26 protein-coding genes are annotated in these 24728 nt (G+C 71.1%); 14 read left to right on the forward strand and 12 right to left on the reverse strand.

Annotated features, from left to right (window positions below):
* Positions 1-41 precede the first annotated feature (41 nt).
* The gene (locus AB0H54_RS13135; protein WP_357345302.1) at positions 42-794 is read right to left on the reverse strand and encodes a hypothetical protein; all 753 of its coding nucleotides are present in this window, start codon (positions 792-794) and stop codon (positions 42-44) included.
* Between the two features lie 231 nt (positions 795-1025).
* Here AB0H54_RS13135 and AB0H54_RS13140 point away from each other — a divergent pair, with 231 nt between their 5' ends.
* The 8 genes from AB0H54_RS13140 to AB0H54_RS13175 all read left to right on the forward strand — a co-directional run bounded on the left by AB0H54_RS13140 (position 1026) and on the right by AB0H54_RS13175 (position 8643).
* Positions 1026-1151, forward strand: coding sequence for a hypothetical protein (locus AB0H54_RS13140; RefSeq protein ID WP_355275822.1), 126 nt, complete (start codon positions 1026-1028; stop codon positions 1149-1151).
* 70 nt (positions 1152-1221) lie between these two features.
* Positions 1222-2361: a cytochrome P450 gene (locus AB0H54_RS13145; protein WP_357345304.1), complete on the forward strand. Its 1140-nt coding sequence runs from the start codon at positions 1222-1224 to the stop codon at positions 2359-2361.
* Positions 2358-3641, forward strand: a complete 1284-nt coding sequence (locus AB0H54_RS13150) for an MFS transporter (protein ID WP_357345306.1) — start codon at positions 2358-2360, stop codon at positions 3639-3641. Before AB0H54_RS13145 ends, AB0H54_RS13150 begins: the two co-directional genes overlap by 4 nt.
* 185 nt (positions 3642-3826) lie before the next feature.
* Complete coding sequence (locus AB0H54_RS13155; RefSeq protein WP_357345308.1) at positions 3827-4843, forward strand: hypothetical protein; 1017 nt, start codon at positions 3827-3829, stop codon at positions 4841-4843.
* Positions 4828-5646 carry a hypothetical protein gene (locus tag AB0H54_RS13160; RefSeq protein WP_357345310.1) on the forward strand — a complete coding sequence of 273 codons (819 nt, stop codon included), beginning with the start codon at positions 4828-4830 and terminating at the stop codon, positions 5644-5646. Before AB0H54_RS13155 ends, AB0H54_RS13160 begins: the two co-directional genes overlap by 16 nt.
* A 12-nt stretch (positions 5647-5658) precedes the next feature.
* Positions 5659-6147, forward strand: a complete 489-nt coding sequence (locus tag AB0H54_RS13165; RefSeq protein ID WP_357345312.1) for a hypothetical protein — start codon at positions 5659-5661, stop codon at positions 6145-6147.
* 10 nt (positions 6148-6157) lie between these two features.
* The gene (locus tag AB0H54_RS13170) at positions 6158-7879 is read left to right on the forward strand and encodes an asparagine synthase-related protein (protein WP_357345313.1); all 1722 of its coding nucleotides are present in this window, start codon (positions 6158-6160) and stop codon (positions 7877-7879) included.
* 20 nt (positions 7880-7899) lie between these two features.
* On the forward strand, positions 7900-8643 hold the full coding sequence (locus tag AB0H54_RS13175) for a hypothetical protein (RefSeq protein ID WP_355275808.1): 744 nt from the start codon (positions 7900-7902) through the stop codon (positions 8641-8643).
* 12 nt (positions 8644-8655) lie between these two features.
* Here AB0H54_RS13175 and AB0H54_RS13180 read toward each other — a convergent pair whose 3' ends face one another.
* Positions 8656-9207, reverse strand: a complete 552-nt coding sequence (locus tag AB0H54_RS13180) for a helix-turn-helix domain-containing protein (RefSeq protein ID WP_355275806.1) — start codon at positions 9205-9207, stop codon at positions 8656-8658.
* Positions 9208-9300: 93 nt separating this feature from the next.
* Here AB0H54_RS13180 and AB0H54_RS13185 point away from each other — a divergent pair, with 93 nt between their 5' ends.
* Genes AB0H54_RS13185 through AB0H54_RS13195 form a run of 3 tightly spaced genes read left to right on the forward strand, consistent with a single transcriptional unit; the run spans position 9301 to position 12184 of the window.
* On the forward strand, positions 9301-10512 hold the full coding sequence (locus AB0H54_RS13185; RefSeq protein WP_357345316.1) for a pyridoxal phosphate-dependent aminotransferase: 1212 nt from the start codon (positions 9301-9303) through the stop codon (positions 10510-10512).
* 29 nt (positions 10513-10541) lie between these two features.
* Positions 10542-11321, forward strand: a complete 780-nt coding sequence (locus AB0H54_RS13190; protein WP_357345318.1) for a helix-turn-helix transcriptional regulator — start codon at positions 10542-10544, stop codon at positions 11319-11321.
* 5 nt (positions 11322-11326) lie between these two features.
* Positions 11327-12184, forward strand: coding sequence for a sterol desaturase family protein (locus tag AB0H54_RS13195; RefSeq protein WP_357345320.1), 858 nt, complete (start codon positions 11327-11329; stop codon positions 12182-12184).
* Here the strand turns inward: AB0H54_RS13195 and AB0H54_RS13200 are convergent.
* Genes AB0H54_RS13200 through AB0H54_RS13235 form a run of 8 tightly spaced genes read right to left on the reverse strand, consistent with a single transcriptional unit; the run spans position 12177 to position 19893 of the window.
* Entirely contained in the window at positions 12177-12989 is an 813-nt protein-coding gene (locus tag AB0H54_RS13200; RefSeq protein ID WP_355275798.1) for a carbohydrate ABC transporter permease, read from the reverse strand. The genes AB0H54_RS13195 and AB0H54_RS13200 overlap by 8 nt on opposite strands.
* Positions 12979-13932 carry a sugar ABC transporter permease gene (locus tag AB0H54_RS13205; protein ID WP_357345322.1) on the reverse strand — a complete coding sequence of 318 codons (954 nt, stop codon included), beginning with the start codon at positions 13930-13932 and terminating at the stop codon, positions 12979-12981. The genes AB0H54_RS13200 and AB0H54_RS13205 overlap by 11 nt, the downstream gene beginning before the upstream one ends.
* A 1-nt stretch (position 13933) precedes the next feature.
* A complete protein-coding gene (locus AB0H54_RS13210; protein ID WP_357345324.1) occupies positions 13934-14791 on the reverse strand; it encodes a metallophosphoesterase in 858 nt (285 codons plus the stop codon).
* Positions 14788-16155: an ABC transporter substrate-binding protein gene (locus AB0H54_RS13215; RefSeq protein WP_357345326.1), complete on the reverse strand. Its 1368-nt coding sequence runs from the start codon at positions 16153-16155 to the stop codon at positions 14788-14790. The genes AB0H54_RS13210 and AB0H54_RS13215 overlap by 4 nt, the downstream gene beginning before the upstream one ends.
* 34 nt (positions 16156-16189) lie before the next feature.
* On the reverse strand, positions 16190-17320 hold the full coding sequence (locus tag AB0H54_RS13220; RefSeq protein WP_357345328.1) for an ABC transporter ATP-binding protein: 1131 nt from the start codon (positions 17318-17320) through the stop codon (positions 16190-16192).
* A gap of 9 nt (positions 17321-17329) precedes the next feature.
* Positions 17330-18196, reverse strand: coding sequence for an alpha/beta fold hydrolase (locus AB0H54_RS13225; protein WP_357345330.1), 867 nt, complete (start codon positions 18194-18196; stop codon positions 17330-17332).
* Positions 18193-18720 (reverse strand): YiiD C-terminal domain-containing protein, encoded by a 528-nt coding sequence (locus AB0H54_RS13230; RefSeq protein WP_357345332.1) that lies wholly within the window; start codon positions 18718-18720, stop codon positions 18193-18195. Before AB0H54_RS13230 ends, AB0H54_RS13225 begins: the two co-directional genes overlap by 4 nt.
* 12 nt (positions 18721-18732) lie before the next feature.
* Entirely contained in the window at positions 18733-19893 is a 1161-nt protein-coding gene (locus AB0H54_RS13235; protein ID WP_357345334.1) for an acyl-CoA dehydrogenase family protein, read from the reverse strand.
* Between the two features lie 146 nt (positions 19894-20039).
* On the opposite strand from AB0H54_RS13235, the gene AB0H54_RS13240 reads away from it, so the two are divergent.
* Together AB0H54_RS13240 and AB0H54_RS13245 are read left to right on the forward strand one after the other, a co-directional pair.
* Positions 20040-20975: a PDR/VanB family oxidoreductase gene (locus AB0H54_RS13240; RefSeq protein WP_357345336.1), complete on the forward strand. Its 936-nt coding sequence runs from the start codon at positions 20040-20042 to the stop codon at positions 20973-20975.
* A gap of 74 nt (positions 20976-21049) precedes the next feature.
* Positions 21050-21967, forward strand: coding sequence for a hypothetical protein (locus tag AB0H54_RS13245; protein ID WP_357345338.1), 918 nt, complete (start codon positions 21050-21052; stop codon positions 21965-21967).
* A 13-nt stretch (positions 21968-21980) separates the two neighbouring features.
* Here the strand turns inward: AB0H54_RS13245 and AB0H54_RS13250 are convergent, their stop codons facing one another.
* On the reverse strand, positions 21981-23207 hold the full coding sequence (locus tag AB0H54_RS13250; protein ID WP_357345340.1) for a cytochrome P450: 1227 nt from the start codon (positions 23205-23207) through the stop codon (positions 21981-21983).
* A gap of 153 nt (positions 23208-23360) precedes the next feature.
* On the opposite strand from AB0H54_RS13250, the gene AB0H54_RS13255 reads away from it, so the two are divergent.
* Positions 23361-23822, forward strand: coding sequence for a PaaI family thioesterase (locus AB0H54_RS13255; protein ID WP_355275778.1), 462 nt, complete (start codon positions 23361-23363; stop codon positions 23820-23822).
* A gap of 60 nt (positions 23823-23882) precedes the next feature.
* Here AB0H54_RS13255 and AB0H54_RS13260 read toward each other — a convergent pair whose 3' ends face one another.
* Positions 23883-24725, reverse strand: coding sequence for an acyl-ACP desaturase (locus AB0H54_RS13260; RefSeq protein WP_357345342.1), 843 nt, complete (start codon positions 24723-24725; stop codon positions 23883-23885).
* Positions 24726-24728: the final 3 nt, after the last annotated feature.

Raw genomic sequence — 24728 nt, forward strand, 5'->3', positions numbered from 1 at the left:
GGCGAGCCTTACGGGAGCGTCGGGGGCGGAGCATTTCGCCGCTATTTCCGCCGCAGATTGTCGAGAATCCGCTGAACCTGGGACCGGGCGACAGCGTCGAATTCCGTTCTGCCGACGCGCGATTCCGGTGGCCCGGTACGGCTGAGCACGACCAGCACCGAGAGATTTCCGTCCAGTACGTCGAAGAGGTATTCGTCGTCGATGCTGGGACCATATTTGTCGGCGGCGTGCCGCCAATAGCTGTGGGTGCCGATCCCCGTGGACTCCCCGGACGTCAGATCCGCCAGCTCGGACTCGCCGAGCAGCCGGGCGTCGACGACCTTCCTGGCGGCCAGGTCGTCGACAGTGGTGCCGTCGGTCGTCTCGACCCGGATCCAGAGGTCCGCGGTGTTCGTGGGCGACCCGGCGCTGATCGAATGCCCGTAGTAGACACGGCAATCCAGCGTGTCGTAGCCCTGACCCGTAGGCTCGCGGACCTCCTCGTGGGTGGGTGCGCGCCGTGGCGCGGACGCCCACCGGATCAACGGCGCGGTGTCCACCAGCGCGCACGCATCGCGCACGGTGTCCGTCGAGTAGCTCACGGGTCCCGGCGGTGCCGCCACCGGAACGGCCGTGGGGGTGCTGTGACGGCCGATGACCACGCCGATCGCCACCCCGGCGAGGAGCACCACCACCAGCGCGACCGCACCGGCGACGAGCAGGACCGGGCCGGGGCGATCGGGCGGCGGGGGAACGGGCGCGAGGACGGCCGTTTCGGGCCGATCGCCGGGCCCGGCGGGCTGCAGAGCGGACATGCTGATTCGCGGCCTTCCTGTTCCGGATTCCGATCGTAGGGCGTCGGTACCCGCACGGCCACCGGCACGATCGTGGCCGGTCGCCGCCGGGTTAACGCATTCCGTCAATCCAGTGTCCGAAAGGGGGTGATGAATTCCGCACCCCAGGGTTTCTATTCGGAGGCGCCGTAATTCCCGAGACTTTAACTACCGACGCACACGGCGACGGAAACGAAGAAAGGGAACAAAGAAATGCACACCACCATCGAACTCCTCGACACCGAAATCGCTCGCGAGCTGGACGCGCTCGAGGCACTCTTCGCGCTCCCCGCGGACGATGCCGATCGGTCCTCTCACATCTACGCCTACCGGTACTGATCGTCCGTTCGGCCGTCGCCGGGGGCGAGGCACTCGGCTTCGCCCCCAGACCGTGAAGGCAGGAATTCCTTTGAGCGTCAGACATATCGAATCTGTCCGCGCGCTGGCGGACAACCGATATCTCGTCACGGGATACGACGCCGCGCTCCAGCTGCTCGCGGACCGGCGGATGTCGAATGATCCGGCCAACGGGGCGGACCGGCACGCGGATATCGCCGCGCAGCCCGCGGCGACGCAGCGCCACAGCACGAGCATGCAGATGTGCGACGGGGCGCGGCACACCCGGCTCCGGCGCGCGGTGGCGCCCACGCTCACGCCGCGCCGCTACGACGACCCCGTCGAGCGCATGCGGGGGCGGGCCACCGGCCTCCTCGACGCACTGCTCGCGCGCGGCGGCGGCGACCTGGTCGCCGAGTTCGTGCTTCCGCTGGTGTTCTCCGTGATCTGTGACCTGCTCGGGGTCCCGGACGCCGACCGTGACCGAGTACTCGCGTGGGCCGAGGCGTCGACCATGCCCGATCCCGAGGTCAGCGAGCCGGGCACCGCCGCCCTGGACACCTACCTGGCCGCACTGCTGGCCACCAAGGGCGAGCAGCCCACCGATGACCTGAGCAGTGAGCTCGCCGCGTCCAGGGCCGCGGGCCTGCTCTCGGACGCCGAAGCCGTCGGCACGGCCGCGCTGATGATCGTCGCGGGCTACGAGACGACGGTCAGCTTCGTCAGCATGTCCGTCTTCACCCTCCTGATGGCGCCCCGGCTCCAGTGCGCGCTGGCCCGGCGGCCGGAATCGCTGCCGACGGCCGTCGAGGAGCTGTTCCGCTACCTCACCCCCACCCAGGGCACCTGGACCAGGTTCGCCCTGGACGATGTGCCGATCGGTGACATCGTCATCCCGGCGGGCAGCGCCGTCGTGGTGGATCTGGTCGCCGCCAATCGCGACCCGGACCGCTTCGACCATCCCGATCGCCTCGATCCGACCCGCGCCGACACCAAGCATCTGGCCTTCGGACACGGCCCGCACTACTGCCCCGGCGCCACCCTGGCGCGCAAGCAGGCGCAGGTCCTGCTCGGGGTCCTGCTCCCGCGCCTGTCCGAGCTGCGGCTCGCCGTTCCCGTCACCGAGGTGCGCTGGCACCGCAATCGCTTCAGCAAGCGCCCCGGTGCGCTCCCGACCACCGTCCTCGACTCCCGCCCGGAGGCCATCGCGTGACCGCGACCATCCCGACCCTCACCCGTCGCTACGTGGTGCTGAACGTCCTCGGCTGGCTGCCGACCGGGCTCTGCGCCCCGGTGCTCATCCTGCTGCTGGCCGCGCGCGGGATCGACATGGCGACGATGGGCGCTCTCCTCGCGGCCTACGGTCTGACCGCCGCCGCCCTCGAACTGCCGACCGGCGGGCTCGCCGATGTCGTCGGCAGGCGCCCGGTGCTGATCGCCGCCTCCCTGCTGTTCCTGGTGTCGACGATCTCGCTCGGGATCGGCACCGGTGTGCTCGTCCTCGGGGCCGGGATCCTGCTCGAGGCCGCGGGCCGGGCGCTGGACTCCGGGCCACTGCAGGCCTGGTACGTCGACGCCGTGCACGCCGTGGACGAGGACGTGGATCTCACGTCCGCGTTCGCGCACGGCCGCACCGCCGGGTCGATCGCCCTCGCCGTCGGTGCGCTGGCCGGTGGCGCGCTGGCCGCGTTGGCCCCGCTGCCGTCGGCCGGGGCCGGGCCGGTGCTCGCGCTCTCCCTGCCCTATCTCGCGGCCGCGGGCGTCATCGTGGTCCGGATCGTGGTCCAGCTGGCCTGGGTCGGGGAGACCGTCCGCCGTCCGCGCGCCGATCTCCGCGCCGTGCTCGCCGATATCCCGCGCACGGTGCGGGTCGGCATCAGCACCTGTGCCCGCGTCGGTGTGCTGCGCCGCATCACGGTGCTGTGCGGGGTCATCGGCGTCGTGCTGGCGGCGGTCGAATTGCTCGCGCCGTTGCAGATCGCGGCGAGCCTCGGCGGGGACAGCCGGGCCGTCGGCGCCTTCGCCGTCTTCACCGCGCTCGGCGGCTTCGCGATGGCGGCCGGTTCGGCGGCCTCGCCCACGCTGACGCGGCTGCTCGGGTCCGTCCGGCGCACGGTGGTCCTCGCGCTGGTGCTGACCGCGGTCGCCGTCGCCGCGCTGGGCACCCCGCTGCTGCTGGTGGTCGCCGCCGGCTATGTGGGCGTCTACCTCGCGCTCGGAGCGCCGGAACCGTTGCTGGACACGCTGACCCACCGCGCCGCGACGGCCGGGGAACGCGCCACCGTCCTGTCGGTCCAGTCGCTCGCCCTACGGATCTGCGGCAGTGTCGGCGCGCTGGCGGCGGGCGTGCTCGCGGCGCACGCCTCGGCCACCGCCGTGTGGGTCCTGGTCGTCGCGGTGCTCGGGCTCGGCGCCCTCGTCGCCACCGGGCTCCCCGGCCGCGAACCGGCGGCCACCGCCACCGAGGCCGGGCCGGTGCTCGAGCCCGCCTGAAGCCCTGCGAGCACGGCCGGACCGATCCGGCCGGGAACGTAGGCATTCGGTGGCATCGCCCGAATTGGCCGGGACGTCACCGGCGGTTCGTGTGGTGCGGTCGCGGAATTCCGGTGGATCCGGTATGCCGTACCTGTGAGGATCGAGCGTGCCGCGCGGCCAGGCGGCGGACAGGTAGACGCGCGATGATCTGCCCGCACTGCGGCAAGAACGTGCTGCACCGCGAACGCGGAAAGCGTACCTGCGCGAAATGCGGGCGGCTGTTCGCGCTCGAACCGAAGGAGAGCCCGTTCCGGCTGCACGACCTCCGGATGCGCAGGCTGATCGACCGGCTCGGGGACGGGCGGAACCTGCGCTACACGCTGCCGCAACTCTGGTACGCCGCGGCGCGGGGACGCCTCCGCGACCCAGGGCAGACGTTCTTCGGCATTCGGATGGGAATCTCGATCGCGCTCGGCATCGTGATCTTCGCGCTGGCGGTCACCGGGCTCGTCTACTGGGCCCTCGCGCTCGGCGCGGGCGTGGCCGCACTGGTGGGAGTGAACGTCCTGTTGACCGCGCTGCGGCCCCGGTATCTGGCGACCACCCTGGTACCGATGCCGGTCACCTACGCCCGATTCGAGCAGTTCGTGGTCGCCCGGTGGATCCAGGTCTACGGCGCGCCGCCCGCGGGTTCGGTCGATGGCCGGACCCCGCTGCCGCCCATGCCCGCCCGCCCGCGATTCGCGGTGCTGTGCCCGGACAGCACTGTGCTGACCTGTCTTTCGGCCAACAACGTCGCCGGACTCTGGGGTATGGCGCCGGTGGGCCGGATCGATCAGCTGCCGCCGGGTGTCCCCGTGCTGGTCCTGCACGACGCCAGCGTCCCCGGTATCACCTACGTCGCCGGCGCGCGCGCCGCCCTCGGCGCCCGGGTGGTCCCGGTCGGGCTCGCCCCGCGCGCGGTGCTCGGCAAGGCGAAGGCGATACGGTTGCGCGAGGGCAGGCCCACCGCCGACGACCTGGCCCGGATCAGCGGCGAGCGACTGACGGCGGAGGAACGCGCCTGGCTGGCCGACGGCTGGCAGACGCCCCTGGCGTCGGTGCCACCCGCCGCCCTCCTCGCGGCGCTGGGCAGCGCGGTGGATCGGGTCGAGCGGGCGCTGGATCCGGATCGGCGGCGCGCCGCGGCGGTGGGGTTCCTGACGTGGCCGACCCGGTGACCTCGGCGGTCCTGCGCCGGGCGGTGCGGATCGCGGTGCGACGGGCCGGTGCGCCCGGCGACCTGCGATTCACCGAGCGCCAGCTCTACTACGAGGTCTGCCGCGTCCTGCTGCCGCTGCCGCGCGGGCTCCGCCGCCCCACCTTCACCGTCCCGGCTCCCGTGCGCTACCCGGACTTTCGCGCCGCGCTGGCCGCGCACGGTCCGGTACCCGGCCTGCTCGCACCCGAACCGCCCCGGACCCGGCCCGCCGGTCGGCACACCACGGAACCGGACCTGTTCGACTACGGCCTGCCCCGGCTGCTGGTGTGCGAGTCCACCGAGATCGCCCAGATGCTGCGCGCCAACGGCATTCCGATGGAATCCGCCTGCCCGGTGGTCGGCGCCGACGAACTGCCGCTGGACCCGCGTGTGGCGGGCATGTTGACGCTGGTCGAGCGGTCGGCGGTGTTCCTGCTCCACGACGCGACCCCGCACGGACTGACCTTTCCCGATCGCGTGCGCGCGCTGACCCCGATCCCGGACGGCGTCCGGGTGGTTCCCCTGGGATTGCGTCCCCGGCAGGCGGGCACCCTGCACGCCACCCACCGGTCGGCACACGCGCCCCGCACCATCGACGCCGTGGTCGATCCGTGGGAACAGGACTGGCTGCGCCACGGCCGCGGCGTCGAGCTCGCGGCGGTGCGACCCGCCGCCCTGCTGCGCACCGTGCACCGGCTGGTCCGTGAGGTGCGGATCCGCGACACCGCGACGCAGTGGAATCGCCTGCGCACCACCGGTTTCCTCACCTGGCCCACCGCATGAAAGGACCGGACCATGTCGGTGCGACAGCACGTCACCTACACCGATGAACTCCTCGCCGACGGCACCGTGCACCGGCACTACTCCGACGGCCACCGCGAATGGCGCACGCGCGGAGCGGGTTTCGTATCGTGGCGGGACGACCGTGGTGGCACCGGCCGCGACGAACCGCTGGGGCGCACCCTGGTGAAGCGGACCTACGCCGACGGCCGGGTGCTCTACGGCCGGGAATCCGGCTACGGCCGCACCCTGTGGGGTGACGGCGTCCTCACCGTGAACCGCTCCTCCTTCGGCGGCCGGGTCGGCACCATCCTCGCGGCGGTCGCCGGTGGCGCGCTGCTCGGCACGCTGGTGATGCCGCCCGAGTTCCTCTCCGCGGCCGAGGAAGAGGAACTGCGCAGGCAGGCGGCGGCGTCCTCGTCGAGCGATTCCGGCGGCGGCGGTTCCGACGACTACGGCACCTGGAGCGACGACTCCGGCGACGACGGCGGCGACTTCGGATGAGGGAGTACTGATGTCGCGCTGGTGCGCCTTCCTGACTCCCGCCGATCCGGCCGGTGCCGTCCGCGCCGTCGGCGGCGACCCGGTCGCGGTGGGCGCCGGGAGCGCCCTCGGCCTGCTCGCCGGATCCGGTGCGGCGGCAGGGCATTTCACCGCAGGGGAGTATCACGCCGTCGGCGCGGTCACCCTGTTCAACGCGCGGGCGCTGCGCACCGCGCTCGGTGCCGACGCGCCGCCACCGGACTGCGCCGACGGCGACCTGCTGCTGCGCCTCTACGCGAAGTTCGGCACCGCGGGCATCGCCAGGGCGGACGGCATGTTCGCGCTGGCGATCACCGACGGCCCCGAGCTGGTCCTGGTCCGCGACCACGTGGGCACCCGCACCCTGTTCTATGCCCGCGCCGGCGACGCGTGGGCGGCCTCGGGATCGATTCGCGCGGTGGCGAACTGGCCCGCGGTGCGCACCGGACTGCACCTGCCCGCCGTGCGTTCGTTCCTCACTTTCGCGTACCTGCCCGGCCGCGACACCTTCTTCCGCGACGTGCACGAGGCGCTGCCCGGCCGCTGCCTCCGGTTACGCCCCGATGGCACCTCGGTCGAGGAAACCTACTGGGAGCCCGCCGAATCCGTCGACGACCTGCCCGCCACCGAGCACGCGCTGACCCTGCGCGCCCTGCTCGACGACGCGACCGCGCGGCGGCTGCCCGCGGGTGAGCCGGTCGGTGTGCTGCTCTCCGGCGGAATCGACAGCAGCCTGGTCACCGCGTTGGCCGCCAAGCGCCACGACCAGCCGGTCCGGACCTACTCCATCGCCTTCACCGGCACCACGCCCAACGAGCTCGCCTATTCCGGCTTGGTCGCGGCGCACTGTCACACCGAGCACCGGGTGCTGACCGTGCCGGGGGAGACCGTCGCGGCCCGCCTCGCCGACACCGTGGCCCTGCTCGACTGTCCCGTCGGCGATCCGCTGACCGTCCCCAATCTGCTGCTGGCCGAGACCGCCGCGGCCGACGGCGCGCGCGTGGTCCTCAACGGCGAGGGCGGCGACCCGGTCTTCGGCGGCCCCAAGAACCTGCCGATGCTGATCTTCGAACTCACCCGCGACGATCCGGACCCGGTGGCCCGCGCCGCCGCCTACCTCGACAGCTACCGCAAATGCCTCGGTGACCTGCCGGTCCTGCTCAGCCGCGACGCGCTCGCCGCACTCGACGGCGCCCCGCCGCTCACCGACCTGCTCACGCCCCTGCTCACCGCGGGGCCGATGACGAGCCTGCTCAATCAGCTGCTGCACACGAACCTGCGCACCAAGGGCGCCCACCATATCCTCACCAAGGTCGAACGGCTCACCGCTGCGGCGGGTGTGGAGGGCAGGGCGCCGCTGTTCGACCGCGCCGTCATCGACCACGCCTTCCGGGTCCCGCCGCGGCTCAAACTCGCCGGTGCCACCGAGAAATGGATTCTCAAGGAAGCCGTCCGGGACCTGCTGCCCGCCACCATCGTCGACCGGCCCAAGAGCGGCATGCGGGTACCGGTGCAGCAGTGGCTGGCCGGTCCGCTGCGCGATCTCGGGCACGAGCTGCTGCTCGGCCGGTCCGCCCGGGCGCGCGGGCTCTTCCGCGAGGACACCATCCGCGCCTGGTTGCGTGGCGACGGCGCGCTGCTGCCCCGCCAGGGCGGCAAATTGTGGTTGGTGCTGTCGCTGGAACTGTGGTTGCGTGCCTTCGAGGTCACCTGAGCGCGAGGAGTCACCACCGTATGGCCGCACCGAGGATCAAGCACGCCGCGGACGACGAGAACGAGATCCACGACGTGGCGAACTTCGCCGACGCGGGCCGCAACACGGTGACCCCGGTGGCGAGTCTGCCCGCCGAGGTCGCGCTGGTGGTGGTGCGGACCTTCGCCGAGATCGTCCGCACGGCCAAGACCGTCCACGCCGCGACCACCCCCGACGCCGACGGCATCGTCCGCGCGCAGACCTTCGAGGAGGGCGACGTCTACATGATCGAGAAGCCTTTCGACGGCTTCTTCGCCGACCGGTACCTGATGGACTTCTACGACGTCACCGAGCGGGGGATCTGCTCGCGGATGCACCTGCACACCGGCCTGCGCTTCGTGCGGATGATGACCGGACCCGGCACCCACATCCGGGTCAGCAGCCTGTCCCCGTTCGAGGTCACCCACGTCGAGGGCGTGACCCCGTTCCGGCCCGACCAGTTCACCGACGACCTGCCCGACCTGCCGCCGGGGCAGCACCGGACCCGCTACAACCTCGTCGTGCCGCCGTGCTCGTTCGTGGACATGCAGATCCCGCGCGGCGTCAGCCACCAGTTCAACGCCTTCGGGCCGCACGCGGTGATCGACTCGGTGCACCCGGAGGAGTCCATCGAGGTCTTCCGGGAGCGGATGTCCGGGTTCCGGATGACCGCGCAGACGGTCTTCCTGGCCGAGACCGCACCGGATGCGGCGACCTGCGCCGAACTCTCGGTCGCCGGAGACTGACGGGGACCGCCGTCAGCCGGTCAGCGAGCGGGCGCCGGTGGCGATCTCGGTGGCCTCGGCCAGCTCCAGCCGCAGTTCGCGGTCCGGGGCCGACGCGGGACCGTCGTGGTGGGTGACGCCGTCGGCGGTGATCACGTAGTGCAGCACGGTCTCGCCGATGTGGACCGTCACCGTGCCCGCCGGGACCAGCTCGGCGACGGCGTGGCCCAGCGGCAGCGCCAGCCAGTGCGCGCGCACGGCATCGGTCGGGGCGCGATCGCCGAGCAGGGGAGCGCCCCAGGCGGACAGGGCGTCGAGGACCGGGCGCAGGGCTCGGCCAGAGTCGGTCAGCTCGTAGCTGGACCGCATCCCGTTGCGATGATGGACGAGGATGCCGTCGCGCTCCAGGTCCTTGAGCCGGGTGGCCAGCATGTCGGTGCTGATCCCGGGGAGATCGGCGAGCAGATCGCTGTAGCGGCGCGGGCCCGCGGTCAGTTCGCGGACCACGAGCAGGGTCCAGCGGTCGCCGACGAGATCCAGGGCGCGGCTGACCGAACAGTAGTGGGCGTAGCTTCGGCGTGGCACGTGTACTACCTTAACCATGGGCTTGGAAAAACCAAGTGAAATCTTGGAAATACCAAGTAGTGTGTGCGGCAACCACGCCTCGGAGGGATGTTCATGCAGGTCAAACAGTCCAGCAAGCTGTCGGGAGTGTCGTACGAGATCCGCGGCCCGGTCGCCGAGGAGGCGGCTCGGCTCGAGGCCGAGGGGCATCACGTCGTCAAGCTCAACACCGGCAATCCGCTGCTCTTCGGCTTCGACGCGCCCCCGGATCTGTTGCAGGACATGGTCCGGACGCTGCCCACCTCCACCGGCTACAGCTCGTCGAAGGGCCTGCTCTCGGCCCGGCGCGCGGTGGTGCAGTACTACCAGACCCTGGGCGTCGACGACGTGAGCGTCGAGGAGGTCTTCCTCGGCAACGGCGTCTCCGAGCTGATCATGATGGCGATGACCGCGCTGCTCGAGAACGGCGACGAGGTCCTGGTCCCCGCCCCGGACTTCCCGCTGTGGACCGCCGCGACCGCCCTCAACGGCGGCACCCCGGTGCACTACCTGTGCGACGAGGGCGCCGACTGGTACCCCGACCTGGCCGACATCACCGCCAAGATCACCGACCGCACCCGCGCCATCGTGCTGATCAACCCGAACAATCCCACCGGCGCGGTGTATCCGCCGGAGGTACTGCGCGAGATCCTCGAGATCGCCCGCAGGCACAACCTGGTCGTGTTCGCCGACGAGATCTACGACAAGATCTATTACGACGATCTCGAGCACACCGCCGTCGCCTCGCTCGCCCCCGACCTGCTGTGCCTGACCTTCTCGGGCCTGTCGAAGAACTACCGCGCCGCCGGCCTGCGTTCGGGCTGGCTGGTGGTCTCCGGGCCCACCCAGCACGCCGCGAGCTATCTCGAGGGCCTGACCATGCTCGCCGGGCTGCGGCTGTGCGCGAATGTGCCCGCGCAGCAGGCGATCCAGGCCGCGCTCGGTGGGCATCAGAGCATCTACGACCTCACCCTGCCCGGCGGGCGCCTGCGCGAGCAGCGCGACCGTGCCTGGGAAGCCCTCAACGCCATCCCGGGTGTCTCGTGCGTGAAGCCCAGGGGCGCCCTTTACGCCTTCCCGCGCATCGATCTGGACATGTACCGCATCCACGACGACGAGAAGTTCGTCCTCGACCTGCTCCTGCAGGAGAAGCTGCACATCGTCCAGGGCACCGGCTTCAACTGGCCGCGCCCCGACCACTTCCGCATCGTCACCCTGCCGCACGCCGACGAGCTCGAGGCGATCATCGAGCGCATCGGCCGCTTCCTGGCGACCTACCGGCAGTGACACCACGGGTGCCCGGTGCCGGGAGCGAGGTGGCCTGGCACGGTGCCGGGGCGGTGCTCCGTCCCGGCGTCCTCGCCTTCACCGGAACGATCGGCGGGACGCGGAGCCACGCCCATCACGCCGTGCAGATCGTCGTCGCCGACGCGCCGGTGACCGTGGTCGACGGCGACGGCCGGGCCCACACCAGGGCCGAGATCGTGATCCCGCCCGACACCGAGCACCGCATCGACACCGGCGGTGCGACCGGGATCGTCGTGTTCCTCGACCCCGATTCCCCGGCCGGTCGCGGGGCGGTGCAGCGGGTCGCGACCTCGGGCTGGTGTGGCGGCCCCGCCCTGCGCGACCCCGCCCGGCGGATCGCCTCGACGGCGGCCTTCGTCGACGACCTGCTGACCACCTTCGCTGCGGCGGGCGGTGGCGCCGCCCGCGCGCGGCATCCGGCGGTCGTGGCCGCGGTGGCCGCGCTGCCCGCGATGGTGGCGCGCGGACCGGTGCGCACCGGGGAAGTCGCCGCCGTCGTCGGTCTGTCGGCGAGCCGGCTCACCCACCTGTTCACCGCCCAGGTCGGACTGCCGCTGCGCCGCTACATCCTGTGGCTGCGGCTGATGAACGCCGCCGAGCTCGCGCGGGCCGGGCGGGATCTGACCACGATCGCGCACGCGACCGGTTTCGCCGACAGCGCGCACCTCACCCGGACCTGCCGGGAGATCTTCGGCCTGCCGCCGTCGGCCCTGACCGGCGCGCTGGTCCGGGAGATCGGCGGCAGCCGAATCGTTCAAGCGCCGACGGGGGACCGGCACCCAGGCTGAGGGGCATGAACCTCGCTGTGCGCCGTCTCGCCCGATACGGGTACGTCCCATTGATGCTGTTGGGGGTCAACGGGATCGGCATCGCGCTCGCCGCCGCCCATGCCCCGAAACCCTGGCTGCTGCTCGTGCTCGCGGTGGCGATCGCCACCTCGTTCGTGGTCGAACGGGTCATCCCGTACGAACCGGACTGGAACGGGACCAAGGCCGACAGCGTCCGCGACCGGGTGCACGCGGTGGTGAACGAGACGCTGATCCTGGTGAGCGTCGCGGTGATCCCGCTGCTCGCCGCGATCGTGCCCGCACCGGGCGTGTGGCCGGGTGGTTGGCCGTTCGTGCTCCAGGTGGTCCTCGCCGTCCTGATCGCGGACGCGGGAATCACCCTGGTGCACCTGGCCAGTCACAAGATCGGGGTGCTGTGGCGCTTCCACGCCGTGCACCACAGCGTCACCCGGTTCTACGGGCTCAACGGCCTGATGAAGCACCCGCTGCACCAGACCGCCGAGATGGCCGCCGGCGTGGCCCCGCTGATCCTGCTCGGCCTGCCGGTCGATGTCGCCGCCGCGCTGGCCCTGGCCGTGGCCGTCCAACTGCTGCTCCAGCACTCCAACGCCGACTACCGCGTCGGTCCGCTGAAGTACGTGCTCGCCCTCAACGAGGGACACCGCTTCCATCACCTCAAATGGGCCGGTGTCGGCGACGTCAACTTCGGCCTGTTCACCCTGCTCTGGGATCACCTGCTGCGCACCTACAGCTACGATCCGCAGCGCCGGTTCAGCTCCGACCAACTCGGCATGGCGGCGCATCCCGACTATCCGGTCGGCTACCTCGACCAGCTGATCGCGCCCTTCCGCCGCCTCACTTGAGACCCGACCGGACGAAGGCGTTGACGATGTGGCGCTGCAACACCAGGTACAGCAGCAGAACCGGCAGGCACGCCAGGCTCGCCAGTGCCATCATCGGCCCCCACTGGTCGCCCTCGGTGCCCATGAAACTGCGCAGACCGAGCTGGAGCACATCGTTGGACTGCCGCAGTACGACCGCGGGCCAGAAGTACTCGTTCCAGGCGTTGATGAACAGCAGGATGCCCAGCGCGGCGAGCGCGGGACGCAGATTCGGCACCACCACCGTCCACAGGATCGCCCACGAGGACCGGCCGTCGATCTTGGCGGCGGCGACGAGTTCCTTCGGGAACGCGTTCATGTGCTGGCGCAACAGCAGGACCGCCAGCGCCGAGCACAGCGTCGGCAGCACGCAGCCGATCAACGTGTTGATCAGCCCCAACCGGTTGAGCAGGATGTAGTTGGGCAGCATGGTGACCTGGAACGGCACCAGCCAGACGCCCACGAACGCCAGATACATCAGCCGCTGCAGCGGGAAGGTGTACATCGCGAAGGCGTAGGACGCCAGCAGCGCGATCAGCAGCTGGCCCGCCGCGGACAGGATCGCCACCACGAACGTGTTGACGATCAGTCCGGTGACATCGACCTTGTGCGCCGCGTCGAGGTAGTTGTCGATCGACAGCGGCCACGGCAGCGGCGACAGCGAGGTGACGTCCTGCGGCCTGCGCAGCGCGGTGGCGAACAGCCAGTAGATGGGGAACACGCACACCAGCGCCGTCCCGGCGAGCAGCAGGTGGCTGCCCGCCTGGCGGAGACGATCAATCATCATGAACGGCAACCTTTTCCGAGATCCAGACCAGCACGGCCGCCAGCGCGCCGAACCCGACGAACAACAGCACACCCGCCGCCGCGCTCAGGCCGGCGTCGAAGCTGTGGAACGCGTAGTCCCAGAGCAGGTAGTAGATGTTGGTCGTGGCCTGCGACGGCCCGCCCTGGGTCATCGAGTCGATGAGCGGGAACGACAGCGTCGGGCTGAGCAGCACGGTCGTGAGCACCAGGAACAGCAGCGTCGGCGACAGCAGCGGCAGGGTGATCCAGCGCCGGATCTGTCCCGGCGTCGCGCCGTCGACCTGCGCGGCCTCGCTGTAGTCGCCACTGATGCCCGCCAGACCGGCCCACACCACCAGCACCGCGAAACCGAGCAGCTGCCAGGCGGTGATCAGCACGATCACCGCCTGCGCGGTGGACGCGTCGTAGACCCAGTTGCGGCCGGAATCGACCAGCTGATCGACGAATCCGGACCCGGGATGCAGCAGCCAGCGCCACACCGCCGCCGCCGCGACCGGCGCGACGAGGAACGGCGCGAAGACCAGCGCCTGATAGACGGTGCGGGCCCGGCCCTGCACCTTCCGGCTGGCCAGCGCGATCAGCACCGGCAGCACCACCGTGAACGGCAGCAGGCCCAGGATCAGCGTCGCGGTCCGGCCCAGCGAGCCCCAGAACGTCGGAAGATCCAGCAGCCGGGAGTAATTGGCGGTGCCGACCGCCTTCATCGGAGCGGTCGGCAGCAGGTTCCACGACACCGTGGACAGCTGCACCGCCTGCACCAGCGGCTGGTAGGTGAACACCACCAGCAGCACCACCGCGGGCGCCAGATACAGATAGGGCGCGATCAGGCGCAGCGCCTTGCGCCGGGTGAACCGGCGCGGACCCGCCGCAGGGGCGATGATCGCCGACTGCGCCGGGTCCTGCCTGTCGTCGATGACGAACATGTCACCGCGTCCGCGCGGCGATCGCCGCGAGCTGCTCGAGCACCTCGGCCTCCGGCCGGTCGTAGACCGCGGTGGCCGGGGTCGCCTCGATCGCGGTGGCCAGCACCGTCGTGCCGACCACATCGATCCGGCTGAAGCCGAATCCGGTGAATCCGCGGTGCCTGCCCGCCGGGGGCATCGGATCGATCCGGTACGACAGCGCGGGCCCGATCCACACCGGGATGCCCGCGACCGACGCGGCGGCCGTCAGATGGTTGTGCCCGCACAGGATCATCCGGACATCGGACCCCTCGAGCACCTCCGCCAGCCGGTCGGCGTCCTCGAGCTTGAGGAAGTCGGCGGTGGCGACGGGGGAGGGCAGCGGCGGATGGTGCAGCACCAGCACGGTGCCCCGGGGGGCGGGCGTGCGGAGCTGAACGCTCAGCCAGGCCAGCTGCTCGAGCTCGAGCCTGCCCTCGTGCCGCATCGGCGTGGTGCTGTCCAGCGCGATGATGCGCAGGCCGGCGACCTCGACGGTGCGATCGTGCGGCAGCGAGGTGTCCACCGAGCCGGGAGCCAGATCCAGCAGCTCCTCGCCGAAGGCGGCGCGTTCGTCGTGATTGCCCATGACGTACACGATCTCGGCGCCGATCTCGGCCGCGACCGGCTCGACGGCCGCCCGCAGCCGCCGGTACGCCTCGGGTGACCCGTTGTCGGACAGGTCACCCGAGAGCACCAGGGCGTCGACGTGCTGCCCGGCCTCGCGCAGGTGGGTGAGCACCCGGGTGAGGTTCGCGTCGGTGTCGACGACACCGTGGACGAGCTCACCGGCCGGGCGCAGGTGGGTATCGGTGAGCTGGACGATGGTCAGATCGCTCATGCGACCGGCAGGAGTTTGGTGCCCTCTGCCTGCGCAGCGGTCAGCGTGGACTGCGGGTCCTTGCCCTGGAACACGACGGCCTCGACGGCGTCCATCATGCCGTCGCGCATCTGCAGGTAGTTGTTGCCGGGCATGGAGACCCAGGGCTCCATGCTGCCCAGCTGGGCGACGTTCGGCTTCAGCAGCGGGTTCTTGGCGGCCCAGTCCTTGAGACCGTCGGGCTGGTCGAGCAGTCCGGTGCGCAGCGGCAGGTAGCCGATGTTCTGCGAGATCTTGATGTAGGACTCCTCGCTGGTGAGGAACTTGATCAGCTCCCAGGAGGCGCGCTGCTTGGCCGGATCGTTGGACAGGATGTGCAGGCCCGCACCGGAATTCGTGGGCACGGTGGGCTTGCCTGCGAAGGACGGCATCGGCGCCGACTGCAGGTCCCACTTGTCCTTGGCGCCGGTGACGAAGGTGCCCTGGATGGCGCTGGTCTCGAGGATCATGCCGATCTCGCCGCGCGCGAACGCCTCGTAGCCCTGCTTCTGGTTCAGCTTGGGCATGCTGCCCGTGGTCACCAGGTCCTGCGCCATCTTGGTCACCTCGACGACCGGGGCGGCCGCGTAGGTGAGGGTGCGGCGATCCTCGGAGATGACCCGGCCGCCGTTGGACCGCACCAGCGACTGGAAGCACCAGTCCTTGGCGGTCTTGGTGAGGCAGTCGATGTACACGCCGCCCTTCCCGGTGCGGTCGACGATCTGCTTCGACGCGGTCGCGACGTCGGCCCAGGTGGCGGGCGGCTTGGCCGGATCCAGCCCGGCCTCGGTGAACAGCGACGCGTTCAGGTACAGCACGGGGGTGGAGAAGACGAAGGGCACGCCGTAGGTGTGGCCGTCCCAGTCGTCGAGTACGCGGGCGCGCGGGGCGTAGGCGTGCTTGCCGTCGAAGTTGCGGGCCACCTCCTGCTTGCCGACCAGGGTGTCGAGCGGCTTGGCCTGCAGCTGGTGCACGGTGAAGTCCAGGTCGGAGAAGCCGAGCTGGGCCACGTCGGGCGGGGTGCCCGCGACCATCTGGTTCTGGATGCTGGAGATGGTGTCGGTGGCCGGGTTCGGGCTGTTGCCCTGCGGCTTCTGCGCGGTGACCTTGATGTTGGGGTACTTCTTGCCGAAGTCGGCGATCAGCGCGTTGAACGTGTCGGTCCAGGCGCCGGCGAGCCCGTAGTTGTAGGACTCGAACACGATCGAGACCTGCTGGTCGGGCGTCAGCTCCGGAATCTGCGCGGTCGTCGTGGTGTCCGAGGACACGGTGCCGCCCAGACCGCAGCCGCTCAGGGCGACGGCGGTGGTGAACACCACGCCCAGGATGGGCAGGGTGCGTTTCATGGTGGTTCTCCTCATCAACGGTTCGTGCGGTGACTCAGGGGACGGGCACGGCAGCCGCGTCCTGGTTGGGGATCGACTCCGGTTGCGGCGCTTGCCAGGTCAGGCGCAGGCCGGTGTCGGGATCGAACAGGTGGATGTCGGCGGGGTCGACCCGCACGGCGATGTCCTCGCCGACGCGCACCCCGGCCGGGCGCGGCGCGCGCACGCACAGGCTGGTCGTGCCCGCGTCGAGGTGCACCAGCTCCTCGCTGCCGAGGTTCTCGACCATCCGCACCCGGCCGCGCACCGCGCCCGCCGTGGCGTCGATGCGCAGGCGCTCGGGGCGGATGCCGGCGATCACGGCGGTGGCGGTGTCGAGTTCGTCGGTGATGCCGAGCGCGGCGTCGACACCGTCGGCCGTCACCCGCAGGGCACCGCCGCGCGATGAGACGACCGCGGGGAACAGGTTCATCGGCGGTGATCCGAGGAATCCGGCGACGAAGGTGGAGCGAGGCTGGTCGTAGAGCTCGGCGGGAGTGCCGCACTGTTCGACCCGGCCCTCGTTGAGCAGCGCGATGCGCGAGGCCATCGTCATCGCCTCGACCTGGTCGTGGGTGACGTAGAGGAACGTCGCGCCCAGTCGCTGGTGCAGGGCGATCAGTTCGGCGCGGGTCGCGCTGCGCAGCTTGGCGTCCAGGTTCGACAGCGGCTCGTCCATCAGGAACGCGCCGGGGTCGCGCACCATCGCGCGGGCCAGGGCCACGCGCTGGCGCTGGCCGCCGGAGAGCGCGACCGGTTTGCGGTCGAGCAGCGCGGACAACTCCAGGGTGGCCGACACCTCGGCGACCCGCTGGGCGATCTCGGCGCGCGGCGTGCGCCGGGCCCGCAGCGGGAACCCGATGTTCTTGGCGACCGACAGGTGCGGGTAGAGCGCGTAGCTCTGGAACACCATCGCCAGGTCGCGACGCTGCGGCGCCGCGTCGGTGACATCGTTGCCGCCGACCAGGATCCGGCCCTCGCTCGGCTCCTCCAGCCCGGCGATCATCCGCAGCAGGGTGGACTTGCCGCAGCCGCTGGGACCGAGCAGGACCATGAATTCGCCGTCGGCGATGTCGAGGCTCACCTCGCGCACCGCGTAGTCGGTGTCGAACTTCTTCGACACCGCTTCGATCTGCAGTCGTGCCACGTCTCTCCTTCAGGCCGGCGCGGTGCCGGCGGTGATCCACTGCGACACGCCGGCCGCGATCGCGGGCGCGTCCTTGAGCCAGGTGAAGTGGTCCAGGTGCGCGACCGCGGAGTTCTCGTCGAGGTGCCACTGGGTGACCGCGGCGGACGGCATCCGCGAGACCAGGAAGTCGACATTGGACTTGGGGCCGAGCACGTCCTGCGACAGCGAGATCGCCAGCACCGGCAGGGTCATGTTCGCCAGCAGCGTGTTGTAGCGGCGCTTGCTGCCGCTGGGGCGGTAGTAGCTGGTGAGCGAGTGGATCGACCAGTCGACCATCACCCCGCCCGGCATCGGCGCCGGGATCAGCACGCCACCGGGCCAGTGCCCCTTCACCCGCGAGACCAGGCCGATCCACTGGATCTGGCTCAGCGCCTCGAACCAGCGGCGCGGGCCGAACGCCCACCAGAACACGGTGCCGGTGCCGATCACGGTGACCCCGGCGACGCGCTCGGGTTCGGCGGCGGCGAACAGCAGCGCGAGCTGACCGCCCAGGCTGTGCCCGAACAGGTGCAGCGGCGCCTGCGGGAACCGCCCGTTGACCGCGGAAACGATGGCGGGCAGGTCGATTTCGAGCATTTCGCGGTAGCCGAAGTCGGTGTGGTCACCGAGCGCGGGCTCGGCCTCGCCGTGCGCGCGCAGATCGCAGGTCGCCACCGAGAGGCCGGTGGCGTGCAGGGCCTTGGCCAGCGACTGGTAGTTGCGCGCCTTCATCGCCATGGCGGGCAGGATCAGCACCACCGGCGCGGTGGGGTCGTCGGCGGCCAGCCAGCGCACGGTGAAGCGGACCCCGTCGGCGGTCTCGATCGTGGTGGCGTCGGGCGTGGTCGTGGTCATGACGCGTCCGTTCCGGCGATGTGCACATCGCACACGTAGTCGAAGGTGAATTCGGCGGTGAGCACGTCGTTGTCGTCGAGCAGCTCGGCGCGGCCGGACAGCTCGAACCGGGTGGACTCGGTCGCGGCCAGGACAGCGGCCAGGCCGTCGGCGTCGACGGTGGCGACGGCGCGGATGCGGCCACGGGCGGGTTTGCGGTAGGCGGCGGTGCCGCCGCGCAGGACCAGCCGGTCGACGGTGAACAGCCGGTGCGCCGCCGCGCCGACGAAGGCCGCGGCGCCCGCGATGTCGGCGGCGGTGAACAGCGCGCCGGCGTGCACGGTGCCCATGTGGTTGCACATCACCGGTTCGGCCGGGATCTCGACGACCGACCGGGCGGGGGAGATCTCGGTGATCCTGGTGCCGACGTGCGCGCCGAACGGCACCAGGGCCTGCGAGGCGTCGCGCAGGTAGCCGTAGTCGACGGCGTCGAAGTCGAGGGCGGGGTAGGCGGCGCCGAATCCGGCGATGCTGCGGGTGGTCATGGAGGTGTCCTCTCAGCGCGGTCCGCGCAGGACGCGCCGCGCGATCGACCCGCGCAGCACCTCCGACGGACCCTCGTAGATGCGGAAGGCCCTGGCTTCCACCAGGAATCGGGCCACCAGGTGGTCCTCGCAGACACCGAGACCGCCGTGCAGCTGCACCGCGCGGTCGAGCACCCGCCAGACCGCCTCGGAGACGAAGGTCTTGGTGATCGAGGCCTCGTGCCGGGCCTGCGCGGAGGCGGCGCCGTGCTCGTCGATGGTGGCGGCGGTGGACCGGATCAGGCTGCGGGAGGCGGCGATGTCGATCTCGTTGTCGGCGATGAGGCCCTGGGCCAGACCGTGGTCGGCGATCGGCACCCCGAACGAGTACCGGCCGCTGATGTGCTCGGCGGTGAGCTGCTGGGCGCGCACGGCCAGGCCGAGCCAGTTCATGCAGAACACCAGCCGCGAGGGCGCCAGCCGGACCGCGGCCAGGTCCAGGCCGCGGCCGACCGCGCCCAGGATCGCGGACTCCGGGACCTCGCAGTCGGCGAACTCGATCTCGCAGTGCCCGCCCGGCGCGCTGGTGTGGTCCAGCGTGGGCATCCGGCGGCCGATCTTCAGGCCGGGATTGTCCTGGTCGACCAGGAACATGGTCGGGCCGTCGGTGGTGGCGGCGACACAGATGGTGAACGCCGCGCCCTGCGCGCCGGTGGTGAAGTGCTTGCGGCCGTTGATGACCCAGCCGGAATCGGTCTCCTCGGCGACGGTCGCCAGCATCCGCGGGTCCGAGCCTGCGCCCGGCGCCGGCTCGGTCATGGCGATGGCGGAGCGGACCTCGCCGGAGGCCAGCGGGGCCAGGTACCGTTCGCGCTGTTCGGGGTTCGCGACCTCGGCGAGCAGGTGGATGTTGCCGTCGTCGGGCGCCCAGGCGTTGACCGCGAGCGGGCCGAGCAGGCTGGCGCCCGCCGCCTCGAGCACCTCGGCCTGGGCCCTGGTGTCCAGGCCGAGGCCGCCGTAGGCGGGATCGGAGAGCGGGCCGAAGACGCCGGCCTCCTTGGCCTTCTTCTGCAGGTCGAGGCGCAGGGCGTCGTCGGTGACCCGGCCACCGACGACGACCTCGCGTTCCACCGGGATGACGTGGTCTTGCACGAACTGCCTGGTCTTGGCGACCAGTTCCACCACTGGAGTCATGCCGTCAGTGTCGGGCGGCCCACCGGTGCGGCGGCGGGGCGATAGTGAATGTCGATCGGTCCAATCGACTCGCCGCGCCCCTCGGGCGACCGTGCCGGATCTCACGCACGGTGAGACTCGACAACCATGCGGGCGAGGGGATGGCCATGACCGACGTGAGCGTGCGGGTGATCGAGCGCACCGACGAAGCCGACGCGGTATTCGCCCTGGTGCTGGCCGCGGTCGACGGCGGGGAACTGCCCGCGTGGGCGCCGGGCGCGCACATCGACGTGGCGGCGGGGGCGGCCGGTGTCCGCCAGTACTCGCTGTGCGGTGACCCCGCCGAACGGGACCGGTGGCGGATCGCGATCCTGCACGAACCGAACGGCCGCGGCGGTTCGGCGCACCTGTTCCGGACGGCGGTGCCCGGCACCACCCTGTCGGTCTCGGCGCCCCGCAACAACTTCGAGCTGGCCGAGGCCACCGAGTACACCTTCGTCGCCGGTGGCATCGGGATCACCCCGATCCTGCCGATGATCGCCGCCGCCGAGCGCGCCGGTGCGCGCTGGACGCTGCACTACGGCGCGCGCTCGCGCACCCACATGGCCTTCGCCGAGGCGCTCACCGCGCGGTATCCGGCGGTGCGGCTGCTGCCCCAGGACGAGTCCGGCCTGCTGCCGGTGGCCGACATCGTGGCCGAGCGGCCCGGCGCGACCGTGTACTGCTGCGGCCCGGAGCCGCTGCTCGCCGCGGTCGAGGCCGAGGGGCAACGACAGAGCGTCACGGTACGGACGGAACGCTTCGTCCCCCGCGCGGTCGAGTCCACCGGCCCCGACCGGGCCTTCGAGATCCAGCTGGCCCAGTCCGGGCGGACGCTGCGGGTCGCCGCCGACCGCTCCATCGTCGACGTCCTGGAATCGGCGGGCGTCGCGGTCATCACCTCGTGCCGCGAAGGAACCTGCGGCAGCTGCGAGACTCCCGTCCTCGACGGCGAAGTGGAGCACCGCGACTCCCTGCTCACCGCCGAAGAACGCGAAAGCGGCAAGACGATGATGCTGTGCGTCTCCCGCGCCGCCTCCGACGTGCTGGTCCTCGACCTCTGAGTTCACGTCCTCGGCCGATCCCGCGTTTGTCGTCCGGTCGGCGGAACGCTCTGCGCGTTCAGTAGATTCGACCGATGACCGCGATCTCCACCGCCCTCTATTGCGGGACGCACTGGGACGAGCAGGGCCGGTGGTTCTACGAGCTGATCCGCGAGGACGGCGGCACCGAGCTGCTGCCCGGGATCGGGACCCGGTTGGCCTTCCGGCTCACCGGCGGCGGTCGGTTCTGTCTCGGATACCACGGGTTCGGCGCCGGGCGCCGGGGGCGGCAGGCGTGTCCGAGCCGGGCTCGGGTGGACAGCGGCAAGCAGTGTGCGCAGTGCCGGATCACCGAGGGCTGGTCGGTGGTGCACAGTCATCGGGGGCCGCTCACGGACCTGCCCGAGCAGGTGCGCGGGTATGTCGCGCAACCCCATCACCTCTACATCGCCTACTTCGGTGACGGGATGACCAAAGTGGGGACCGCGTCGGCGGTGCGGCGGCAGCGGCGGCTCTTCGAGCAGGGCGCGCTGGTGGCTCGCTTCATCACCGACTCCCCGGACGGCCTGCACGTGCGCGAGCTGGAGCGGGTCGTCTCGGAGCGGGCGGGGCTGCGGCAGGCGGTCGCCGGTGTCACCAAAACCCGCATCCTCACCAAACCGCTGCGCCCGTGGTCGGCGCTGGAAGCCGCCGTCGCCGACGCGGCCGCGCACGCGGCGAGCACCCTGCCCGACGACATCACCCGCACCGACACCGCGTGGTCCGGTGGCCGGGACTTCTACGCCACGATCCTCGCGCGCGGCCGCTACGCGGACGCCGTCGAGTTCACCGAGGACTCGGGCGAATACGTCCTCGACGCCGTCACCGCCCACGGCCACACCATCGCCTGCGCCGACGACGCGGGGGACGGCGAACTGGTCCTGGTCAACGACTCCCGGCTCATCGGCCGCCGCATCGAACTCGACCCCACCATCACCGCCGTGACCGCACCGGCCCAGACCAGCCTGTTCTGACCGGGGCGGTCGTTCAGCGCACGCGAACGGGGAGTTCGAGGAGGCCGCGGATGAGGGTGCTGGTCTGCCAGTGGCCGGTGGCGGCGGCATCGGCCAGCCGCAGGTCCGGGAAGCGGCGGAGCAGGGCGGTGTAGGCGATCTCGGCTTCGAGGCGGGCCAGGGGCGCGCCGACACAGAAGTGGATGCCGTGGCCGAAGGCCAGGTGGCCGGTGGGTTGGCCGTCGACGGCGAGGGTGTCGGCATCGGCGAAGCGGGCGGGGTCGCGATTGGCGGCGGCCAGCGCCACATAGACGAGTTCGCCGGCCGGAATCTCGGTGCCGCCCAGGGTGATCGGTTCGGCGGTGTAGCGGACGGTGGCCATGTCGACCGGGCCGTCGAAGCGCAGGAACTCCTCGATCGCGGCGGGCACCCCCGCCGGGTCGGCGCACAGGGCCCGCCACTGCTCGGGGCGGCGCAGCAGGGCGTTGACGCCGTTGCCGATGAGATTGACGGTGGTCTCGTGGCCGGCGACCAGGAGCAGGAACGCCATCGACACCAGTTCGCGATCGGTGAGGCGGTCGCCGTCGTCGTCGGCCAGGACCAGCTGCGAGAGCAGGTCGTCGGCGGGCTCGGTCTGCTTGGCACGCACCAGGTTCGCCAGGTAGGCGACCATCGCCGCCGAGGCCGCCGGGCGTTCGTCGTCCTCGCCTTCGCCGGCGACGGTGACCAGCGCCCTGGTCCAGGTCTGGAAGTCGTCGCGGTCGGCGTAGGGGACCCCGAGCAGCTCGCAGATCACCGTGACCGGCAGCGGATTGGCGAACTCGTCCATCAGATCGACCTGGTCGCGCTCGGCCATCGCGTCCAGCAGCGACGCGGTGATCTGCTCGATCCGTGGCCGCAGCGCGGCGACCCGCTTGGCGGTGAACGCCTTGTTGACCAGTTTGCGCAGCCGCGTGTGCGCGGGCGGATCGGTGCTCAGCATATGGCTCAGCAGCGCGACCACATTCGGATCACTCGGGGTCGACCCCCGCTTGGCGTGCACGATCCCGTCGATGTGGGCGATGTCCTTGCGCAACCGCGGATCGGCCAGGGCCACCCGGGCCTCGGCGTAGCCGATCACCACCCAGCGCACGACGTCGTCGGGGAAGCGGACCCGATGGACCGGGCCGTCGGCGCGCCAGCGCCGGTAGTGCGCGTGCGGGTCGGCGAAGAAGTCGGCCTCGATGGACTCGACGCGGGCGGCAGCGGTGGTGTCGGCCATCTGCCCGACGGTACGCGCGGCCCGACGACGGCGCATCGGCCGCGCGTGATCCCGATCAGCCGATCGGAGCTCGAAATGGAATGTCGTGTGGCAAGACGGAATTCACCGGGCGCTGATCGAATGGCGGAGGAATCGTCCGCAGGGAGGAAAACCATGACCACCACCGAAATCGACGCGACCGCCGAACGGCGGGTCGCCGAATTGACCGCGGTATTCGAGCGCGGGCTGCAGGAGAAACTGGGCGTCGGCGATTCGCTGGGAATTCGGCTGGAGAGCGCGTCGAAGGGTCGTACCCGGTACTACCTGGACCCGAATCCGGCGACCATCAACGCGATGTTCACGGTGCACGGCGGCGTGCTGGCCACGCTGATGGACACCGCCATGGGCAGCGCGGTGTTCACCGAACTCGGTGACGGCGTCGCCTACACCACGCTCGAGCTGAAGGTGAACTTCATCCGCGCGGTGACCCTCGACGGCAGCAGGCTGACCTGCGACGCCACCGCCGTGCACGTCGGCAGGCGCACCGCGACCGCCGAAGGCCGCATCACCGACGCGGCGGGCAAGCTGATCGCCCACGGCACCACCACGATTCTCGTGCTGGCCCAGGGCAACTGAGCCGACGACACCGGCCCCCGCTCCGTGGCCATCGGGAGCGGGGGCCGGTGACGTCGTGGGTCAGGCCAGGGTGCGGCAGCCCTCGACGAAGGCGATGAGCTCGTCGACCGGCTCGGTGCGGGCGTCGACCGCGCGGTCGATCACCTTCACCAGGTGTTCGTAGGCGGCGGTGTGGTCGTAGTCGGCGACATCGGCGATCCGCAGCGCCCACCGCCAGTAGCCGCGCAGCGTATCCGACAGCGGCATCCGGAAATTCGCGACGACATCGCGGATCGGCGCCACCACCGCGTCGCCGTCGTGGCGCAGATACCGGGTCACCATGTCGGCCATGAAGCTGAAATGCCGCGCCTCGTCGCGCGCCAAGCGGGTGAGCACCGCGGCCAGCACCGGGTCGGCGACCACGTCGCGCAGCTGCTGGTAGTACATCTGCGTCGCCTTCTCCTGCACCAGGGCGTAGGCGAAGAACTGGACCGGATGGTCATAGGGCAGATCGAACGGCTTGTGGCCCTCGATCGCCAGGTCCGACCGCAGGGTGTCGCGGTCGGCGATGCCCGCCGCCTCCTGATAGCGGGCCAGCGCCCTGGCGTGGGTGTCCTCCTCGAGCGCCCAGCGCACGGTGAAGTGGTACAGCTCCCGATTGTGTTCGAAGGTCGGCAGATCCACGGTGTCGTCGACCGGGAAATGCCGGTGGTAGACGTCGAAGTAGCCGGGCAGATGGTCCTCGATCAGCGTGACGAACTGGACCGCGGAGCGCTGTCCCTCGGTGAGCCTGCCCGCGTCGGCGGCGGCCCAGTCGAAGGCGGTCTCCACATCCCAGGCCCGGGTCGCCGGGGAGGCGGCCAGAAAGCCGTCCACCGCGGCGACCAGGTCCCGCACGGGCAACAGTCCCGGTGTGGTGCTCATGTC

It is taken from the genome of Nocardia sp. NPDC050718, assembly GCF_040654235.1.
GTDB lineage: Bacteria > Actinomycetota > Actinomycetes > Mycobacteriales > Mycobacteriaceae > Nocardia.

What these genes read in the sequence shown, in the direction of transcription:
- AB0H54_RS13225 (WP_357345330.1), bottom strand. Translation starts at nt 18,196, where the DNA reads ATGACCACGACCACGCCCGACGCCACCACGATCGAGACCGCCGACGGG.
- AB0H54_RS13200 (WP_355275798.1), bottom strand. Translation starts at nt 12,989, where the DNA reads ATGATGATTGATCGTCTCCGCCAGGCGGGCAGCCACCTGCTGCTCGCC.
- AB0H54_RS13230 (WP_357345332.1), bottom strand. Translation starts at nt 18,720, where the DNA reads ATGACCACCCGCAGCATCGCCGGATTCGGCGCCGCCTACCCCGCCCTC.
- AB0H54_RS13140 (WP_355275822.1), top strand. Translation starts at nt 1,026, where the DNA reads ATGCACACCACCATCGAACTCCTCGACACCGAAATCGCTCGCGAGCTG.
- AB0H54_RS13195 (WP_357345320.1), top strand. Translation starts at nt 11,327, where the DNA reads ATGAACCTCGCTGTGCGCCGTCTCGCCCGATACGGGTACGTCCCATTG.
- AB0H54_RS13185 (WP_357345316.1), top strand. Translation starts at nt 9,301, where the DNA reads ATGCAGGTCAAACAGTCCAGCAAGCTGTCGGGAGTGTCGTACGAGATC.
- AB0H54_RS13135 (WP_357345302.1), bottom strand. Translation starts at nt 794, where the DNA reads ATGTCCGCTCTGCAGCCCGCCGGGCCCGGCGATCGGCCCGAAACGGCC.
- AB0H54_RS13175 (WP_355275808.1), top strand. Translation starts at nt 7,900, where the DNA reads ATGGCCGCACCGAGGATCAAGCACGCCGCGGACGACGAGAACGAGATC.
- AB0H54_RS13205 (WP_357345322.1), bottom strand. Translation starts at nt 13,932, where the DNA reads ATGTTCGTCATCGACGACAGGCAGGACCCGGCGCAGTCGGCGATCATC.
- AB0H54_RS13165 (WP_357345312.1), top strand. Translation starts at nt 5,659, where the DNA reads ATGTCGGTGCGACAGCACGTCACCTACACCGATGAACTCCTCGCCGAC.
- AB0H54_RS13215 (WP_357345326.1), bottom strand. Translation starts at nt 16,155, where the DNA reads ATGAAACGCACCCTGCCCATCCTGGGCGTGGTGTTCACCACCGCCGTC.
- AB0H54_RS13235 (WP_357345334.1), bottom strand. Translation starts at nt 19,893, where the DNA reads ATGACTCCAGTGGTGGAACTGGTCGCCAAGACCAGGCAGTTCGTGCAA.
- AB0H54_RS13255 (WP_355275778.1), top strand. Translation starts at nt 23,361, where the DNA reads ATGACCACCACCGAAATCGACGCGACCGCCGAACGGCGGGTCGCCGAA.
- AB0H54_RS13245 (WP_357345338.1), top strand. Translation starts at nt 21,050, where the DNA reads ATGACCGCGATCTCCACCGCCCTCTATTGCGGGACGCACTGGGACGAG.
- AB0H54_RS13260 (WP_357345342.1), bottom strand. Translation starts at nt 24,725, where the DNA reads ATGAGCACCACACCGGGACTGTTGCCCGTGCGGGACCTGGTCGCCGCG.
- AB0H54_RS13170 (WP_357345313.1), top strand. Translation starts at nt 6,158, where the DNA reads ATGTCGCGCTGGTGCGCCTTCCTGACTCCCGCCGATCCGGCCGGTGCC.
- AB0H54_RS13240 (WP_357345336.1), top strand. Translation starts at nt 20,040, where the DNA reads ATGACCGACGTGAGCGTGCGGGTGATCGAGCGCACCGACGAAGCCGAC.
- AB0H54_RS13210 (WP_357345324.1), bottom strand. Translation starts at nt 14,791, where the DNA reads ATGAGCGATCTGACCATCGTCCAGCTCACCGATACCCACCTGCGCCCG.
- AB0H54_RS13155 (WP_357345308.1), top strand. Translation starts at nt 3,827, where the DNA reads ATGATCTGCCCGCACTGCGGCAAGAACGTGCTGCACCGCGAACGCGGA.
- AB0H54_RS13250 (WP_357345340.1), bottom strand. Translation starts at nt 23,207, where the DNA reads ATGGCCGACACCACCGCTGCCGCCCGCGTCGAGTCCATCGAGGCCGAC.